Annotated in this window: 14 protein-coding genes; 5 read left to right on the plus strand and 9 right to left on the minus strand. The window is 74.6% G+C overall.

Going from position 1 to position 15,163, the window contains the following annotated elements:
- Positions 1–11: 11 nt before the first annotated feature.
- The gene (locus tag ACZ7BZ_RS24040) at positions 12–1,436 is read right to left on the minus strand and encodes an RDD family protein (RefSeq protein WP_470360091.1); all 1,425 of its coding nucleotides are present in this window, start codon (positions 1,434–1,436) and stop codon (positions 12–14) included.
- Positions 1,437–1,921: 485 nt separating this feature from the next.
- On the opposite strand from ACZ7BZ_RS24040, the gene ACZ7BZ_RS24045 reads away from it, so the two are divergent.
- The gene (locus ACZ7BZ_RS24045; RefSeq protein ID WP_470334691.1) at positions 1,922–2,338 is read left to right on the plus strand and encodes an SsgA family sporulation/cell division regulator; all 417 of its coding nucleotides are present in this window, start codon (positions 1,922–1,924) and stop codon (positions 2,336–2,338) included.
- Positions 2,339–2,547: 209 nt separating this feature from the next.
- Here ACZ7BZ_RS24045 and ACZ7BZ_RS24050 read toward each other — a convergent pair whose 3' ends face one another.
- The 4 genes from ACZ7BZ_RS24050 to ACZ7BZ_RS24065 form a co-directional block, all read right to left on the minus strand.
- Positions 2,548–3,948: a glycosyltransferase 87 family protein gene (locus ACZ7BZ_RS24050; protein ID WP_470360092.1), complete on the minus strand. Its 1,401-nt coding sequence runs from the start codon at positions 3,946–3,948 to the stop codon at positions 2,548–2,550.
- A 259-nt stretch (positions 3,949–4,207) separates the two neighbouring features.
- The gene (locus tag ACZ7BZ_RS24055) at positions 4,208–5,797 is read right to left on the minus strand and encodes a glycoside hydrolase family 18 protein (protein WP_470360093.1); all 1,590 of its coding nucleotides are present in this window, start codon (positions 5,795–5,797) and stop codon (positions 4,208–4,210) included.
- Positions 5,798–6,102: 305 nt separating this feature from the next.
- Positions 6,103–7,590, minus strand: coding sequence for a sensor histidine kinase (locus ACZ7BZ_RS24060; RefSeq protein ID WP_470360094.1), 1,488 nt, complete (start codon positions 7,588–7,590; stop codon positions 6,103–6,105).
- Positions 7,587–8,291, minus strand: coding sequence for a response regulator transcription factor (locus tag ACZ7BZ_RS24065; protein ID WP_470360095.1), 705 nt, complete (start codon positions 8,289–8,291; stop codon positions 7,587–7,589). The genes ACZ7BZ_RS24060 and ACZ7BZ_RS24065 overlap by 4 nt, the downstream gene beginning before the upstream one ends.
- A gap of 145 nt (positions 8,292–8,436) precedes the next feature.
- Here ACZ7BZ_RS24065 and ACZ7BZ_RS24070 point away from each other — a divergent pair, with 145 nt between their 5' ends.
- Positions 8,437–8,967, plus strand: a complete 531-nt coding sequence (locus ACZ7BZ_RS24070; protein ID WP_470360096.1) for a hypothetical protein — start codon at positions 8,437–8,439, stop codon at positions 8,965–8,967.
- Here ACZ7BZ_RS24070 and ACZ7BZ_RS24075 read toward each other — a convergent pair.
- Complete coding sequence (locus tag ACZ7BZ_RS24075) at positions 8,922–9,227, minus strand: VOC family protein (RefSeq protein ID WP_470360097.1); 306 nt, start codon at positions 9,225–9,227, stop codon at positions 8,922–8,924. The two genes, ACZ7BZ_RS24070 and ACZ7BZ_RS24075, sit on opposite strands and share 46 nt — an antisense overlap.
- Positions 9,228–9,427: 200 nt before the next feature.
- Here ACZ7BZ_RS24075 and ACZ7BZ_RS24080 point away from each other — a divergent pair, with 200 nt between their 5' ends.
- A complete protein-coding gene (locus ACZ7BZ_RS24080; RefSeq protein ID WP_030284025.1) occupies positions 9,428–9,889 on the plus strand; it encodes an Lrp/AsnC family transcriptional regulator in 462 nt (153 codons plus the stop codon).
- A 224-nt stretch (positions 9,890–10,113) separates the two neighbouring features.
- Positions 10,114–10,497 (plus strand): helix-turn-helix domain-containing protein, encoded by a 384-nt coding sequence (locus tag ACZ7BZ_RS24085; RefSeq protein ID WP_470360098.1) that lies wholly within the window; start codon positions 10,114–10,116, stop codon positions 10,495–10,497.
- Between the two features lie 65 nt (positions 10,498–10,562).
- Here ACZ7BZ_RS24085 and ACZ7BZ_RS24090 read toward each other — a convergent pair whose 3' ends face one another.
- The 3 genes from ACZ7BZ_RS24090 to ACZ7BZ_RS24100 form a co-directional block, all read right to left on the minus strand.
- Entirely contained in the window at positions 10,563–11,369 is an 807-nt protein-coding gene (locus tag ACZ7BZ_RS24090) for a S16 family serine protease (RefSeq protein WP_380453707.1), read from the minus strand.
- A 67-nt stretch (positions 11,370–11,436) separates the two neighbouring features.
- Positions 11,437–12,087, minus strand: coding sequence for an IclR family transcriptional regulator (locus ACZ7BZ_RS24095; protein ID WP_270146684.1), 651 nt, complete (start codon positions 12,085–12,087; stop codon positions 11,437–11,439).
- A gap of 371 nt (positions 12,088–12,458) precedes the next feature.
- A complete protein-coding gene (locus tag ACZ7BZ_RS24100) occupies positions 12,459–14,291 on the minus strand; it encodes a DEAD/DEAH box helicase (protein WP_380453754.1) in 1,833 nt (610 codons plus the stop codon).
- Between the two features lie 304 nt (positions 14,292–14,595).
- Between ACZ7BZ_RS24100 and ACZ7BZ_RS24105 the strand changes: the two genes are divergently transcribed.
- Positions 14,596–15,024 carry an SsgA family sporulation/cell division regulator gene (locus ACZ7BZ_RS24105; protein WP_470360099.1) on the plus strand — a complete coding sequence of 143 codons (429 nt, stop codon included), beginning with the start codon at positions 14,596–14,598 and terminating at the stop codon, positions 15,022–15,024.
- The last annotated feature ends 139 nt before the right edge of the window (positions 15,025–15,163 follow it).

Consider the following 15,163-nt stretch of genomic DNA (forward strand, 5'->3'; position numbering starts at 1 on the left):
CGCGGACCACCTCAGCCGCGGACCACCCGGGTGCGAGCCGCCCGGTCCTGCCAGCCGCGCCGCGCCGGACGGTCGAACAGCGGCCAGACCAGGCCGAGCAGCAGCACCACGCCGACCTGCCGGACCACCCACCGCAGCAGCGAACGGCCGAGGCTCAGCCCGCTCCGGGCACCGGCGGCACCGGCGTCCACCACCCGGATCCGGGCCAGCCGTTTGCCGAAGGTCTGGCCGGTCCGGGCGATCGGCAGCACCTCGTAGACCAGACTGACGAACACCAGGATGCCGATCAGGGCGGCGAGCTTGCCCAGCACCACGTCGTCCACCAGCCAGACCTGGACCTGACGGCGGGTGAGGGAGCTGGCCATCCTGGCCTGGTCGAGCTTCTGCTGGAGGTGCTCGGAGACCGAGCTGCCGAGCGGGATCCCGGCCGCGACGGCGACCACCAGCAGCACTCCGGTATCCACCGCCCGGGCAGCCAGTCGCCGCCCCAGCCCGGCGGGCACCGGGGCCGTCGCCCGGCGGCGGGCGGGGGCCTCCCGGGCCGGCCGCACCACGGGCAGCGCGGCAGCGGCGGACGCGGCGACGGGGGGCGCGGCCGTCGGCACCGGTGTCGGTGTCGGTGTCGGTGTCGGTGTCGGCCGGGGCGCCGTACGGGCCGTGGCGGGCGCGACCTCGGCCTCCGGTGCGGCCACGACCTCCACGGGCGCGGTCACCGCCCGGACCGCCACCGCCACGGCGGGCGCGACGGCCACGGCAACCTCGGCGGCGGCCCCCGCGGCGGCCTCCCGGGCGACCTCCACAGCAACCGCAGCGCGCTCCCCCTCCGCACGCCCCTCCTCGTCTTCGAGCGCCCCCGGAAGCGCCCCCCAGGAGACCCAGCGCTGCGCCCCGCCCGTCTCCATCAACCCCCGCTGCGCCTGCGGATCGGCCTGCCAGCCGGACGCCTCGACGGCCCCCGGCGCCCCGGGTGCCTCCTCCACCGAGGGCTCGACGGTTCGGAAGACCGGCCCGCCGATCGCCTCCGCCACCCTCGGCCCGATCACGAAGGACGCCCCGCCCGTGGTCTGGTCGAGGTACACCGGCCCGGTGTCCCCGCCCCCCGACACCTCCCCCGCCTCCCGCAGCTCCCCTGCCGCCACCGGCACCGGCACCGACAGAGGCGCCAGCACCGGCGACTCCGAACGCGCGGGCGGCACCGGCACCACCGGCGGTGGCACCGTCCGCGCCGCCGCCGCCACGTCGGGGGCGGGCCGCCGGGTGGCGAACCGGGGCGGCTGCAGCACCTCGCCCTCGGCGGGCGCGGGCCGGCTGGTACCGGGGACCCAGGCCGAGCCGCCCCAGTACCGGACGAAGCCGGGGATCGAGGGGTCGGGGTAGTAGCCGGGCTCGGCTGCGACGGCCGGGTCGCCGTCGACGGCGAAGGGGCGGTCCGTCATGGGGGTCTTCTCCTGTCAGGTCCCGACGAGGACCGGTGGGGGCGGGCCGGGCCTCGGCGGGTCGAAACGGGTTCGCAACGGGTCGGCCGGATCGGGATGGGTCGGGACGGGTCGAGACGGGTCGGAACGGTTCGGACGTCGGGCTCACGGCGGGCCACTACGGCGCGCCCGCGCACGCCCCGGAGCGCTCGGGGCGCGTGGGGGCAGCACCGAAGGCGGACAGTCGTCGGACAGTCACAAAGGGTAGTGCCTCGCCGGAGTGCCGACGGGAAGTTGGCGATTCCCCGGACAGCGGACGGCCGCCCGGGGTAAGGAACCGGGCGCGAGACGGGTGGTCGCGCGCCGCAGTCCCGACCGTTCACCACCCCGCCCGAAACTTCCGGGAGAAATCCCGGAAACGTGTGTAAGAACCCGCCTGGACCGCCCTCTCAAAGGTCAACGGGCCCGGAACCGGGCACGAACCGAAGGCAGAGAGGAAGACGATCATGGACCGCCCCGTCAGCGTCGTGGAGCACGAGCTGGAGCTGAACCTGGTGCTCTCCCCCGAGCACAGCGTCCCCGTCCCGGCCCGGCTGACCTACGGCAGCCACGACCCGTACGCGGTGTACATCACTTTCCACCTGGACACCGGCTCCCCGGTGACCTGGGTGTTCGCCCGCGAGCTGCTGGTCGAGGGCACCTTCCGCCCGTGCGGCCAGGGCGACGTGCGGATCTGGCCGACCCGCTCGGGCCGGCGCAGCGTGCTGTGCATGGCACTGAGCTCGCCGGCCGGGGACGCGCTGCTGGAGGCGCCGCTGCCGGTGGTCGCCGCCTGGCTGGAGCGGGCGCACCGGCTGGTCCCGCCGGGCAGCGAGCTGGCCGCCCTGGACCTGGACGGCTCGCTCGCCGAGCTGCTCGCGTAGGCGTGCGGGTCGTGCGCCGCAGCGTGCACGGGGCCGTCCAGCAGCACCGGACCGCCCAGCGGCACGAGGACGGACGGACCGACCAGCGGCACGAGGACGGACGGGACCACGGGCCACCGGAGGCCGGGCCCGCGCGGGAGCGCGAGCAGGCCTCGGGACCGGGTGACCCAGCGGAGCAGGAGAGCAGGAGCGACGGCGCCCCCGCCGGCTCAGCGGGCCGCGGGGGCCTGCTGACGACCGCGGGCGGCATCGGGGCCGCCGCCGCCGCGCTGTCCGGGCAGCCGGACCAGCGGGGCGCCGGCGGAGCGCCGCCGGGCCCTTATCCGAATGGCGGCGGCGAGCAGGAAACAGATTCCGACCCACGGATAGATCGAGGTCGGCAGCTGGCGCAGGGCCGACATGTGGAGCACCGCCGCGCCGACCGGCTTCGCCGCCCACATCGCGAAGGACAGGAAGGCCAGCAGGGTGGCCCAGAACGCGGCCCGCCAACGCAGCCGGCGGACGCCCGCCGGGCGGGCGTGCTCGACGGAGGCCTCGGCGGCGAGCAGCACCAGCACCGGTACGCACCAGACCCAGTGGTGGGTCCAGCTGATCGGCGAGATCAGCACGGCGGTCACGGCCGTGACGCAGAAGCCCCAGGCCTCGGCCCGGGGCAGCCAGCGGGCGCTGCGGGCGGCCCAGGCCGCGATGGCGAGGCCGGCCAGCGCGGCCAGCCCGGCGCCGAGGGTGGCCAGGGTGCCGGGATCGGAGCTGTGCAGCAGTCGGGCGAAGGCGCCGCGGAGCGACTGGTTGTCGACGATCTCGGTCTTGCCGACCCGGGAGGAGTCGTAGAGGTACTTGGTCCAGAAGCCCCAGGTGGCGTCGGGCAGGAAGAGCGTGCCGATCAGGAAGGTGCCGAGGAAGGTGAGGCCGGCCGTGAAGGCTGCCCGGACCCTGCCGGTGATCAGCAGGTAGACGGCGAACAGGCCGGGGGTGAGCTTCATGCCGGCGGCGAGGCCGATCGCGATGCCCTTGCTGCGGTGGCCGTCCGAGCGGGTGAGGTCCCAGAGGACCAGGCAGGCGAGCGCGAGGTTGATCTGGCCGTACCGGAGCGTGGTGAAGACGGGTTCGAGCCAGACGCCGAGGCCGGTGATCAGGACGACGCCGATCGGCCGTAGTTCGCGGCGCGGCCAGCCGACCAGCTTGAAGGACAGGTGGGCCAGCAGGGCGAGCAGTCCGAGGTTGCAGAGAGTGATCACCACCCGAAGGACGGGGATCGGGAACCAGGTGGTCGGGACGAACAGCATCGCCGCGAACGGCGGGTACGTCGCGGGCAGGTTCCACTCGGTGACGCGCAGCGCGTACAGGTCGGTGCCGTTGGCGACGGCGGCACCCTCGGCCCGGTAGACGACCATGTCGACCATCGAGGTGTGCACGAAGTGGCGGACCACCGCGTACACGAGCAGTGACAGCAGCGCCACGGACGAGGCGACCAGCATCGGTCGGCGGGGGGCCTCACGCAGTGCGCGCACCGGGGCCCCGACCGCGATCCGCAGCCGGTCCGACAGGGGGGCGGGCGAAGGGGCGGGTACGGTCCCCGCCGGGCTGCGCTCGTCTTGCACCGCTGTCACTGTCCACTCCGTCCACCGCTCGGCCAACCAGCGACGATACCGGATGCGGCCCGCCCCGGCCTGGGCACGGTCGATTACGCACGGTGACAAAGGGGCCCCGGCCGACCGTGCTCGGCTGCGGGCTGAGCACGGGCGGTCGGGGCGGTCGGGGGCCTGCGGGCGGGTCCGGGCCCTCGGGCGGGCGCGGGGCCCCGGCCTGGCGAGCCGGTACGGTCTCGGCCTGTGGCGCGAGATCCTCGGCGGGCGGACCCGGTACGGCTCAGCCGGTGTAGCTCCCGAGGGTCCGGGTGAACTCCAGCGGCTGCTGGACGATGCTGCTGCAGCTGGCGTCCGCGGAACCCTTGGCCCCGCCCTCGCAGGCCTTGTCCCGGGTCCCGGACCACATGGCCAGCCAGGCGAGGTGCCGCCCCGCCGCGAAGTCGGCGAGCTGCTTGGCGTCGGCGACCGTGAAGACCTCGGTGGCGACGTCGTTGACGCCGATCATCGGGGTGACCGCGACCTTGCGCCAGGCTGCCGCGTCGTCCAGCCCCAGGACGCTCTTGACCTGAGCCTGGGTGGCGGTGGCCGCGGCGATCGCGTACGTGCCCATCCGCCCCTGCGGGTCGGGGGCGACGCCGTCGCCGAAGTCCATGGCCATGATGTTGACGGCGCCGATCGCGACGCCGTTCGCCTTGGCGCCGGCGACCAGGCCGACGCCGTCCTGGGTCAGGCCGGAGGGCAGCGCGGGCAGGGTGAAGGAGACGTCGAGGGCCTTGCCCTTGGCGGCGGCGGCGTGCTGCAGCTGGGCGATCGCCTGGGCCCGCCGGGTATTGGCAGCGGTGTCGGCGGTCGCGGCGCCCTCGACGTCGAAGTCGAGCCTGGTCACCCCGTACGCGTCGACGACCTTCTGGTACGCGGCGGCCAGGCCGGCGGTCGAGCCACAGGTGAGGGCCAGCTCGCTGCCGTTGGCGCCGCCGAAGGAGACCCGGACGTCGCCGCCGATCGCTCGCAGCGCGCCGATCTGGGCGGCCACCGCGTCGGCGGAGAGGTCGCTGACCCCGCCCCACTTGGGCACGCAGCCGCCGCCGGAGACCACGAAGGCGAGGGTGAAGTTCTTCACGCCGGTGGCCTTGGCGGTGGCGACCAGGTCGTAGGGCGGGTAGAGCGAGGTGTCCACGTACGGCGCGAAGCCGCCCCCGGCGCCGACCGGCGGTACGGGCCCACCGGTCGCCGTGGGGGTGGCGGGCTGGCCGGGGCCGGTCGTCACAGGGGTCGGCGCCGGGGTGGTCGGCTTCGCGGTGGTGGTCGGGCTGGGCGCCGCAGTGGCGGTGGCCGTGGCCGTCGCGGTGGCGGACGGCGAGGCGGTGCCCGTCGGCACCACCGTCGGCCGCCCGGAGGGGGTGGGCGCGGGGCCTTCGCCGGCCTTGCAGGAGGTGTCGTTGATCAGGCAGTTGCCCGGCTCGGCCTGCGCCGCGCCCGCGCCGTGGGCGACGAAGCCGACGACCACGCTCCGGCCCGGCTCCAGCCGCTTGTTCCAGGACTCCGGCTTGACGGTGACGTGCTGCCCGTCGGCGGTGAAGGTGGCGTTCCAGAGCGAGTCGATCTTCGCGCCGGCCGGGAGGTCGAAGCTGAGCGTCCAGTCGTCGATCGGGTCGGCGGCCGGGTTGGTGACCAGGTACTGGCCGGTGTAGCCGGCGTCCCAACTGCTGGTCCGGCTGTAGACGGCGCCGAGCGAGGCGGCACTGGCCGAGGAGGCGAGCACCACGACCCCGCCCGCGACCAGCGCGACGGCGACCGCCGAGGCCCCGATGATCGTCCCCTTGCGGCTGCGCCGGCGGTGGCCGGAACGGCGGGTGGGCTGGATGGTCATGGCGCGTTACCTCCGCGGCTGCCTGCGGTCGGCACCGGTGCGGTGCCGTCGGTCGGCCGCCGTCGGACGGGCTTCGTACGACTTCGCACGAGTGGGTACGAGTGGGTACGGGTGCGTGCGGACGTCCCGGGCGGCCGGCCCGGCTCGGTCGGGTGACCGGCGCGACCGACGCTAGCGGCGCCCGGGGGGCCGGACGGGCGGGCTGAGCGAGGGGTGAACCTCCCTTAGGCCACCGTTAAGGAAAGAGCCCTCGACGCGCCGTCACCTCCGGGCCTCCGGCGGGCGGGACCACCCCCGGCCCGCCGTCACTTCGGGAACAGCGCGCCCCGTGTCCGCCGCCGGCCCGTGCGCGCGGGCAGGGCCTCGTCCGGGCGGGTGCGCAGCCGCAGCCGGGTCTCCGCTCCGCCGAGCACGGCGGAGCGGCCGAGGGCGAGGTCCCCGCCAGTGGACTCGGCGAGTTTGCGGACGATGTCCAGCCCGAGGCCGGTGGAGCCCTCCCCACCGTGGCCCTCGCCGCGTCTGAGCGCGGCGCTCGGGTCGCTGTAGCCCGGTCCGGCGTCGCCGACCAGCACGATCACCGAGCTGCCGGTGGCCAGGACGTCCACCGAGAAGGCGGTGCCGATGGCGGTGTGCCGGAAGACGTTGCCGAGCAGCGCGTCGACGGCGGCGGCGAGGTCGCCGCGCTGGACGGGCACCGGTGCAGCGCCCTCGGCGCCGGCCAGTTGCCAGCGGCGGCCCTCGTCCTCGGCGAGCGCGGACCAGAAGCCGACCCGTTCGCGGATCACCTCGGCGGCGTCGCAGCCGACCGTGACGGCGGGCGCGTCCTCGGGGGCGCGGCGGGCGGAGCGGATGATCTGGTCGACCTCGCGCTCGAGTTGGGCCACCGCGTGCCGGGTGGCGTCAGCTGCGTCGCCGTCGCCGAGGGAGGCCGCGTTGAGGCGCAGCACGGTCAGCGGGGTGCGCAGCCGGTGCGACAGGTCGGCGGCCAACTCACGTTCTGCAGCGAGGAGTTGGACGACACGGTCGGCCATGGTGTTGAACGCCTGGCCGGCTTCGCGCAGTTCCTCGGGGCTGCCGTCGACCTGCTTGCCCTCCACCGGGACGCGCACCGCGAGGTTCCCGGCGCCGAGCGAGCGGGCGGCCGTGGCGAGCCGGCGGGCGGAGGCGACGATCCGGCCGCCCATCCGGTCGGCGACCAGCACCGAGATGGCGACCAGGCCGAGCGCGACCGCGGAGAGCACCAGCCAGGCGGTGGAGACGCCCCGGGTGAGGTCGCTCTCGGCGACGAACACCTCGACCACCGCGCTCCGCCCGGTGTCCACCGCGACCGGCTGGAGCAGCGCGTAGCCGCCGGGCACCGCGACGGTGAAGGCCCGACCCTGGCCGCCGGCCGTGGCCACGTCGGCCGCGGTGGCGCGGGCCTCCCCGAGGGTCGGACCGTCGGGGGCCGCTCCGCCGGCGGCCGGTGCTCCCCCGGCAGCCGGTGCTCCGCCGGCGGCCGGTGCTGCACCGGCCGACGCCCCCGCGGCCGCCGGCAGGTGGACCGCCATCCGCCCCTGCGTCCCCGCGTCGGTGCTGGCCAGCGCCCGGTTGACGGCGTCCTGGTCGGTGGTGATCGCCAGCGCCGGCCCGAGCGCCGCGGCCTGCCGTTCAGCGGCGGTGAACGCACGGTCCCGGGCGGTCTGTTGGACCATCAGACCGAGCGGGATGAGGAAGGCCAGCGCGACCATCGTGGTCCCGGCCACCGCGGCCTTGATCATGGCCCAGCGCAGAGAGTGCGCGAACCGCTTCATGTCCGGTGCTCCGCGGGCCCCGCGGCGGCCTCCAGCCGGACCCCGACTCCCCGGACGGTGTGCAGGTAGCGGGGGTTGGAGGCGGTCTCGCCGAGTTTGCGGCGCAGCCAGGAGAGGTGGACGTCGATGGTCTGGTCGCCGCCGTAGGTCTGCTGCCAGACCTCGGCGAGGATCTCCTTGCGCGGCACCACCACGCCGGGCCGGGCCGCCAGGAAGGCCAGCAGGTCGAACTCACGCCGGGTCAGGTCTAGCAGCCGCCCGTCCAGGACGGCCTCGCGCCGCTGGAGGTCGATGGCCAGGCCGCCGACCCGCAGCACCTGGGCCACGGGGGCGGCGCCACTGCCGAACCGGCGCAGCACTGCGGCCATCCGAGCGCTCAGGTGTTCTCCGGAGAAAGGTTTCACCAGATAGTCGTCGGCCCCGTCGTTCAGCAGCCGGACGATCTCGGCCTCGTCGTCCCGCGCGGTGGAGATGATCACCGGGACGTCGGTCACGCCCCGGATCATCTTCAGCGCCTCGCTGCCGTCCAGATCGGGCAGGCCCAGGTCCAGGATCACCAGGTCGCAACCGACCTGGGCGACCTCCCGCAGCGCCTCCAGGGCCGTGCCCACACTGCGGACCGCGTGACCGGTGTCGGTCAGGTGACGGATGAGCGCGGACCGTACGAAGGGGTCGTCCTCGACCACGAGCACTGTTGCCATGGCCCTGCACGGTACGCCATCGGCGGGCAGTGGTCTGTACCTCGGGGGCCGGTCCGGACGGCGCCCGGACATCGGGCAACTGCCCTGCCGAACACCAGGGGTGCCGGTCCCCGCCGACCGGGAAGTACGGCAGGATGTGCGGACGATGCGGAACGGACTGGTACAGCTCTGCGCCTGGGCGGCGGCCACTGGGGCGGCGGTGGCGCTGTCCTGGCTCGGCGTGCACGCGGTGCTCACCGGAGCCGCGTTCGAGCAGCCCACCGCGCTGCCACTGCCGTCCCCGAAGGCCGGGAGCACCCCGTACGGCACGAGCGCCACCCCCGGCCGGACGCCGACGACCGACACCCCGAACCTGCCGCCCGCCCCGTCCCCGGCCACGAACACCACCACCACCGCGGCGCACGCCCCGGCCACCACACCGCCCAAGCGGCCCGCGCCCACCGCCGCCACCACGTCCACGGTGCGGAGCTACCCGATCCCCGGCGGCCGGGTCGCCCTCGACATCCGGGCCGACAGCGCCTCACTGGTCTCCGCCACTCCGGACCCGGGCTGGCAGATGCAGGTGTGGAACGGCGACCGCTGGATGCGGGTGGACTTCACCAAGGACGACCAGGCCAACTCGGTGTTCGTCTACTGGAACGGCCACCCGCCGATCGTGGAGACGGCGATCCGCTGAGCCGGGCCCGTCACCAACGGACGGCTCGTAGCGGCCTCCAGCCTTGCGAAACGGCCTCCAGCCCGCGAAGGGCCGAACCCCGGCAGGTACGGCCCCGCGTGCCCCGCCCGGTCGACCAGGGCGTGCCGGGTGCCGCCCGGCACCGCGACGGTGGCCGGCGCCACCGGGCCGAAGTGGTCCCGCACCTCGTACGGCTCGGCCGGTGACACCGCGCCCCGGTCGACGGCGTCGTCGTACGCGTTCCGTTTCCTCCTGGTCAAGGTGCGCCCCGGGGCGGGAGAATCGGCTGCACCGCTGTACAGAATGCCCACCGGAGGACGGCCCCGCGATGCCCCCCGCCCACGCCCCGAGCTCCCCCGGCTCCCCCGATTCGCCCGCGCCCCAGGGCGCCCCCCACGGCACTCCCCACGGCACTCCCCAGGGCGCTCCCCCGGCCCCGGCCGGCGGGGGGAACGACACCATCGACGCCCTGGACGGCCGGCTGATCCGGCTACTGGCGGAGGAGCCCCGGATCGGCGTGCTGGAGTGCTCGCGCCGGCTGCAGGTCGCCCGGGGCACCGTGCAGGCCCGGCTGGACCGGCTGCAGGCCAAGGGGGTGATCAGCGGCTTCGGCCCGGAGGTGGACCCGGCCGCGATCGGCTACCCGGTGACCGCCTTCGCCACCCTGGAGATCTCCCAGGGCCAGGGCGCGGACGTCCGGGCGCACCTGGCGCGGGTGCCGGAGGTGCTGGAGCTGCACACGATCACCGGGATCGGGGACATGCTGGTGCGGATCGTGGCCCGCTCCAACGCGGACCTCCAGCGGGTGATCGACCGGGTGGTGGGCTTCGACGGGATCGTCCGCTCCTCCACCGCGATCGTGCTGGAGAACCCGGTGCCCTACCGGATCCTGCCGCTGGTGGACCAGGCGGCCGCCGAGTAGGACGGCCCGTCCGGCACGATGTGCCGATCCGGCATGGGCATGAGGCCCCGTCAGCCCCAAGATCCACACATGAACGTTCCACCCCTACCCGCGCCGCGCGTCGGTCCGCCGATACCCGTGCCAGCCCCGTCCTCCCCCAGGACGGCCCCCAGGACGGCCCCCAGGACGGCCCCCAGGACAGCCCCCAGGACGGCCCTCGGGACGGCGCTCGGACCGGCCCCCGCATGACGACGCCGGTCGCGGCCGACGGCTCCGCCCCCACCCTCATCGCCTCCGCCCAGCGCGCCCTGCGCCTGCTGGAGTCGGCCGCCCGCCACCCCGAGGGCGCCATCGCCGAGCAGCTCGCCCGGGACACCGGTCTCGCCCTGGGCACCGCCCACCACCTGCTGCGCACCCGGGTGCACGGCCACTACCCGGAGTGGTGCTCCGGGCACTACCGCTACTCGCTCGGGACGGCGGGCGCGGCGGTGCCGATCGTCGCGGGCGACGGCATCGGCGCGGTCTCGATCTCACTGCCGATGGCCCGGGCCCACCGGCTGGCCGGGGTCGCCGCCCAGCTGCGGACCAGGCTGGGCGACGACTCCGCCTCGGTGGCCTTCGGCCTCTGAGCCCCGGGGCGGGCGGCCCAGGGCGGCCGACCCCGGGCGCGAGCGCGGCCCGAGCCGGATGGGGGTCAGCAGCTGGGAACGCTGCCGCCGCTCCGCAGCGCGTCCAGCGCGGCGACCGACTCGGCGAGCGTGCCCACCGGCACCAGCCGCAGCGTCTTGGGGGTGTTCACCTTGGCGTCCGTGCACTCGTCCTTGGGGAGCAGGAAGACCGTCGCGCCGTCCCGGGCCGCCGCCTGGGTCTTCAGCGGGACGCCGCCGACCGGGCCGACGGTGCCCTTGTCGTCGATGGTGCCGGTGCCGGCGATCTTGAGCCCACCGGTGAGGTCGCCGCCCTTGCCGTCGCCGGCGAGCTTGTCGACGATGCCCAGCGCCAGCATCTGTCCGGCGCTCGGTCCGCCCACGTCGCCCAGGTCGACCTTGACCTTCACCTGGTCCGGCGAGAGGTGGAGGTAGCCGAGCGCGGCCGCGGTGGCGCTGTCCTGCGACTCGGCCATCTGCTGGGCCGTCACCTGCTCGGCCTTGGTCGGGTTGCTCTGCGGGTACACCGTCTCGGTCGGGCGGACGGCCTCGTCCGGGTCGAACCAGGCCCGCAGCGCCCGCCAGAAGGTGGTCTTCTGCCCCGGGTTGGTGGCCGAGATGGTGACCATCCGCAGCTCTCCGTCAGTGCTGCGCAGCGGCGCCCCGGTGATGGTGAGCACCGGCCGGTCCTGGTAGCTGCCGAGGGTGTCCGCGGTCAGGCCCGGCCAGGTGATCGTGTACGGCAGCGGAACGAAGGCCGCCACGCCGAACAGCGCGGCGACCAGCACCCCGCAGAGCGCGAGCGAGCGGGTCCGCGGGGACGGGAGGGCCTTGGGCAGCTTGGTGTCGGACACAAGGGGAATCCAAACACACCGGGCGCCGTGATTCGCCCGCTCGTCCCCGGGCGCTCCGGTCCGGGCCCTACCTCAGCGCGTCGGCCACCTCGGTGGCAGCCTCCACCACCCGCGGGCCGACCCGCTCGGGCACCAGCCCGTTGAGCATCACCACGCCGACGCTGCCCTCGATGCCGCTCAGTCCGAGCAGCGCGGCCGCGGCCCCACTGGCCCCGGACTGCTCCTCCGCACGGGTGATGACGAACCCCTGCTCGGGCCGCCGCTGGCTGGGGAAGGCGCGGGCCTCCAGGATCGCCCGCCCGGCCGCGCTCTCGCCGAGCGGGTGGCGCAGGCCGGTGCGGTAGGCGACGTGGAAGTCGGTCCAGCTGGGCTCGACCACGGCGACGGCCAGCGCCTCGTTGCCGTCCACCAGGGTCAGGTGGGCGGTGGCGCCGAGGTCCTCGGCGAGGCTGCGCAGGGCGGGCAGCGCGGCCTCGCGCAGCAGCGGGTGCACCCGGTGGGCCAGCCGCAGCACGCCCAGGCCGACCCGGGCCCGGCCGCCGATGTCGCGGCGGACCAGGCCGTGCTGTTCCAGGGTGGCGAGCAGCCGGTAGACCACGGTGCGGTTGACGGCCAGCCGGGCGGCCAGCTCGGTGACGGTGAGCCCGCGCTCGGAGTCGGCGAGGAGCTTGAGGACGCGGACGCCGCGGTCCAACGTCTGGGAGGTCTCTGCAGTCACGACGGGCAGTCCTTTCCGCGGCGCTCGCGGGGCGGGCGGCGCCGGGCCAAAAGGTCGGTGTCGCGCGCAGGTGGGGGTGGCCGCGCTCGGGCCGCGCGGCGTCGTCCTTGACGACCGCACGGTCCTGCGGAGCCCGTCCCTCGGGGGTTGCCCGGCGGAAGAGCGTGGGGGAAAGGTAGTGAAGGAAATGTCGCGGCGGAAGTGGTTGTCCAAAATTCGGTCGTGATCGTCATCGGCGCCGCCGGGAAATCCGGACGAAACCCACCAATCCACCGGCCGGATTCGGGCGTCGGTTCGAGCCCGGTCCGAAGTCCGGACGCCCCGGGCGGGCGGGGTCCGGGCCGGTCGGCCCGGATCCGCCTGCCGGACCGTTACTTCGCCCACTCACGGATCTTGGCGATCCGCGCCTTCAGCTGGTTGGCGGTGGCCTGGGCGGTCAGCGGCCCGCCGCACTGGCGGCGCAGCTCGTTGTGGACGGTGCCGTGCGGCTGGTTGGTGCGGTGGTGCCAGGCGGCGACCAGCGCGTTCAGCTCCTTGCGCAGTTCCCGGAGCTCCTGGTGGGTGACCACCGGCCGCTGCTCGGCCGGCAGCTCCAGCAGGTCGGCCTCCTCGGCGGGCTTGGTCTTGCTGCGCTGGATCTGCCGGTGCTGGCGCTTCTGCAGCAGCATCTGCACCTGGTCCGGCTCCAGCAGGCCCGGGATGCCGAGGTAGTCCTCCTCCTCCTCGCTCCCCGGGTGGGCCTGCATGCCGAACTCCATGGCGTTGTACAGCACCCGGTCGAAGACCGCCTCGGAGCCCAGCGCCTCGTAGGAGAACTCCTCACCGCCCGCGCCGTCCGGCCCGTCGTTGGCCCGCTCGGCCTCGGCGAGCAGCCGGTCCTCCTCGTCGAAGAGGCCGTCGCCCTCCTTCTTCGGCCGGTCCAGCACGTGGTCGCGCTGGAGCTCCATCTCGTTGGCGAAGCCCAGCAGCATCGGGATGGTCGGCAGGAACACCGAGGCGGTCTCGCCGCGCTTGCGGGCACGCACGAAGCGGCCGACGGCCTGGGCGAAGAACAGCGGGGTGGAGATCGAGGTGGCGTACACCCCGACGCACAGCCGGGGCACGTCGACACCCTCGGACACCATGCGGACCGCGACCATCCAGCGCGAGGTGCCCTCCGCGAAGTCGGAGATCCGCTGGGAGGCCTCGGCCTCGTCGGAGAGCACCAGGGTGACCTTCTCGCCGCTGATCTCGCGCAGCATCTTGGCGTAGGCACGGGCCACGTTCTGGTCGGTGGCGATCACCAGTCCACCGGCGTCCGGGATGGCCTTGCGGACCTCGGTCAGCCGTCGGTCGGCGGCCTGGAGGACGGACGGGATCCACTCGCCCTGCGGGGACAGCGCGGTGCGCCAGGCCTGGGCGATCAGGTCCTTGGTCATCGGCTCGCCGAGCCGGGCCTCCAGCTCGTCGCCGGACTTGGTGCGCCAGCGCATGTTGCCGCTGTAGCTGAGGAAGATCACCGGGCGGACGACGTGGTCGGCGAGCGCGTGCCCGTAGCCGTAGGTGTAGTCGGCGATGGACTTGCGGATGCCGTCGCTGCCGGCGTCGTAGGCGACGAACGGGATCGGGTTGGTGTCCGAGCGGAACGGCGTCCCGGTCAGCGCGAGCCGGCGGGCGGCCGGCTCGAAGGCCTCGAAACAGGCCTCGCCCCAGGACTTGGAGTCACCGGCGTGGTGGATCTCGTCCATGATCACGAGGGTCTTGCGGGCCTCGGTCCGGTTCCGGTGCAGCATCGGGTTGACCCCGACGCCCGCGTAGGTGACCACGATGCCGTGGTAGTCCCGGGACAGCGGGCCGGAGGAGTACGCCGGGTCCAGCCGGATGCCTATCCGCGCGGCGGCCTCGGCCCACTGCTTCTTCAGGTGCTCGGTCGGTGCGACGACCGTCACCTGCTGCACCAGGTGGTTGTGCAGCAGGTACGAGGCCAGGGTGAGGGCGAAGGTCGTCTTGCCTGCGCCCGGGGTGGCGACCGCGAGGAAGTCGCGCGGCTGGGTCTCGATGTACTTGTCCAGCGCACCCTGCTGCCAGGCCCGCAGCTTGCCCGCCGTGCCCCAGGGGGCACGACCGGGAAAGGCCGGGGAGAGGTGGTGCGAGGCGGCGGGCGCGGCATGGCCGACGGCCCGGACGGGCTCCTGCGGCTCCGGTGTGTCGGAGAACAGCGGCATCGAGGAGGCGGCGGCAGTACTCACGGTCTCCGAGGGGGATCATCGCAGGTCAGAGGCTGTTCTTCGGCCCCGTCCCGCGGTCGGGCGGCGATCGGACAACCCGCCCAGCCTACCGGCCCGGGGCCGTTCGAGCCTCCAGGACGGGCTTCGCGCCGGGCCCGGACGGCCGGAATTCGATGTGATGCAGGTCACGTCGATTCACTCGCGTAACCGGGTAATCCCCACCGGTCACGGGACTCTCACCAGGGTGAGGCCGCCCCAACCCCACCTGCCGTCGGGCGGCCGCCGAACGAAGGGCCCACCCTTGCACTCCGTCGTCGAAGAGACCGTCCAGGCCCGCCTGATCCTCTCCTCGCACCGCTCCGCCCGGCTGCGCGTGGTGCTGTCCTACCTGCCGGAGGACCCGTTCGCGGTCCGGATGGCGTTCCCCGCCGAGTTCTCGCTGGACGACGCCGCGGACGGCGAGGACGCCGAGTCCATCGTCTGGGTGTTCGCCCGCCGGCTGCTCTCCTCCGGCCTGGAGCTGCCGGCCGGCGTCGGCGACGTGCACGTCCGGCCCGCGCCCGGCCGGCGCACCATGGTCGAACTGCGGGCCCCGGAAGGCACCGCACTGCTCCAGTTCGACAGCGCCGACCTGCGGCGCTTCCTGTGGCGCAGCCGGCTGGTCGTCCCGGAGGGCGAGGAGCACCTGCACCTGGACGCCGACGGCGCGCTCGCCCAACTGCTCGACTGACGGCGCTGACCACCCTGGCCACCCGGACCCCGCGAACCACACCGACCACACTGACCGCACCGACCACACTGACCGCACCGACCACACCGACCGCACCGACCGCGCGGACGGCGTCCGGGAGCGCCCCCACGCCTCCGGG

The sequence above is a fragment of the Kitasatospora sp. NPDC036934 genome (assembly GCF_055608425.1).

What these genes read in the sequence shown, in the direction of transcription:
- ACZ7BZ_RS24085 (WP_470360098.1), top strand. Translation starts at nt 10,114, where the DNA reads ATGACGACGCCGGTCGCGGCCGACGGCTCCGCCCCCACCCTCATCGCC.
- ACZ7BZ_RS24100 (WP_380453754.1), bottom strand. Translation starts at nt 14,291, where the DNA reads ATGCCGCTGTTCTCCGACACACCGGAGCCGCAGGAGCCCGTCCGGGCC.
- ACZ7BZ_RS24045 (WP_470334691.1), top strand. Translation starts at nt 1,922, where the DNA reads ATGGACCGCCCCGTCAGCGTCGTGGAGCACGAGCTGGAGCTGAACCTG.
- ACZ7BZ_RS24060 (WP_470360094.1), bottom strand. Translation starts at nt 7,590, where the DNA reads ATGAAGCGGTTCGCGCACTCTCTGCGCTGGGCCATGATCAAGGCCGCG.
- ACZ7BZ_RS24055 (WP_470360093.1), bottom strand. Translation starts at nt 5,797, where the DNA reads ATGACCATCCAGCCCACCCGCCGTTCCGGCCACCGCCGGCGCAGCCGC.
- ACZ7BZ_RS24065 (WP_470360095.1), bottom strand. Translation starts at nt 8,291, where the DNA reads ATGGCAACAGTGCTCGTGGTCGAGGACGACCCCTTCGTACGGTCCGCG.
- ACZ7BZ_RS24070 (WP_470360096.1), top strand. Translation starts at nt 8,437, where the DNA reads ATGCGGAACGGACTGGTACAGCTCTGCGCCTGGGCGGCGGCCACTGGG.
- ACZ7BZ_RS24040 (WP_470360091.1), bottom strand. Translation starts at nt 1,436, where the DNA reads ATGACGGACCGCCCCTTCGCCGTCGACGGCGACCCGGCCGTCGCAGCC.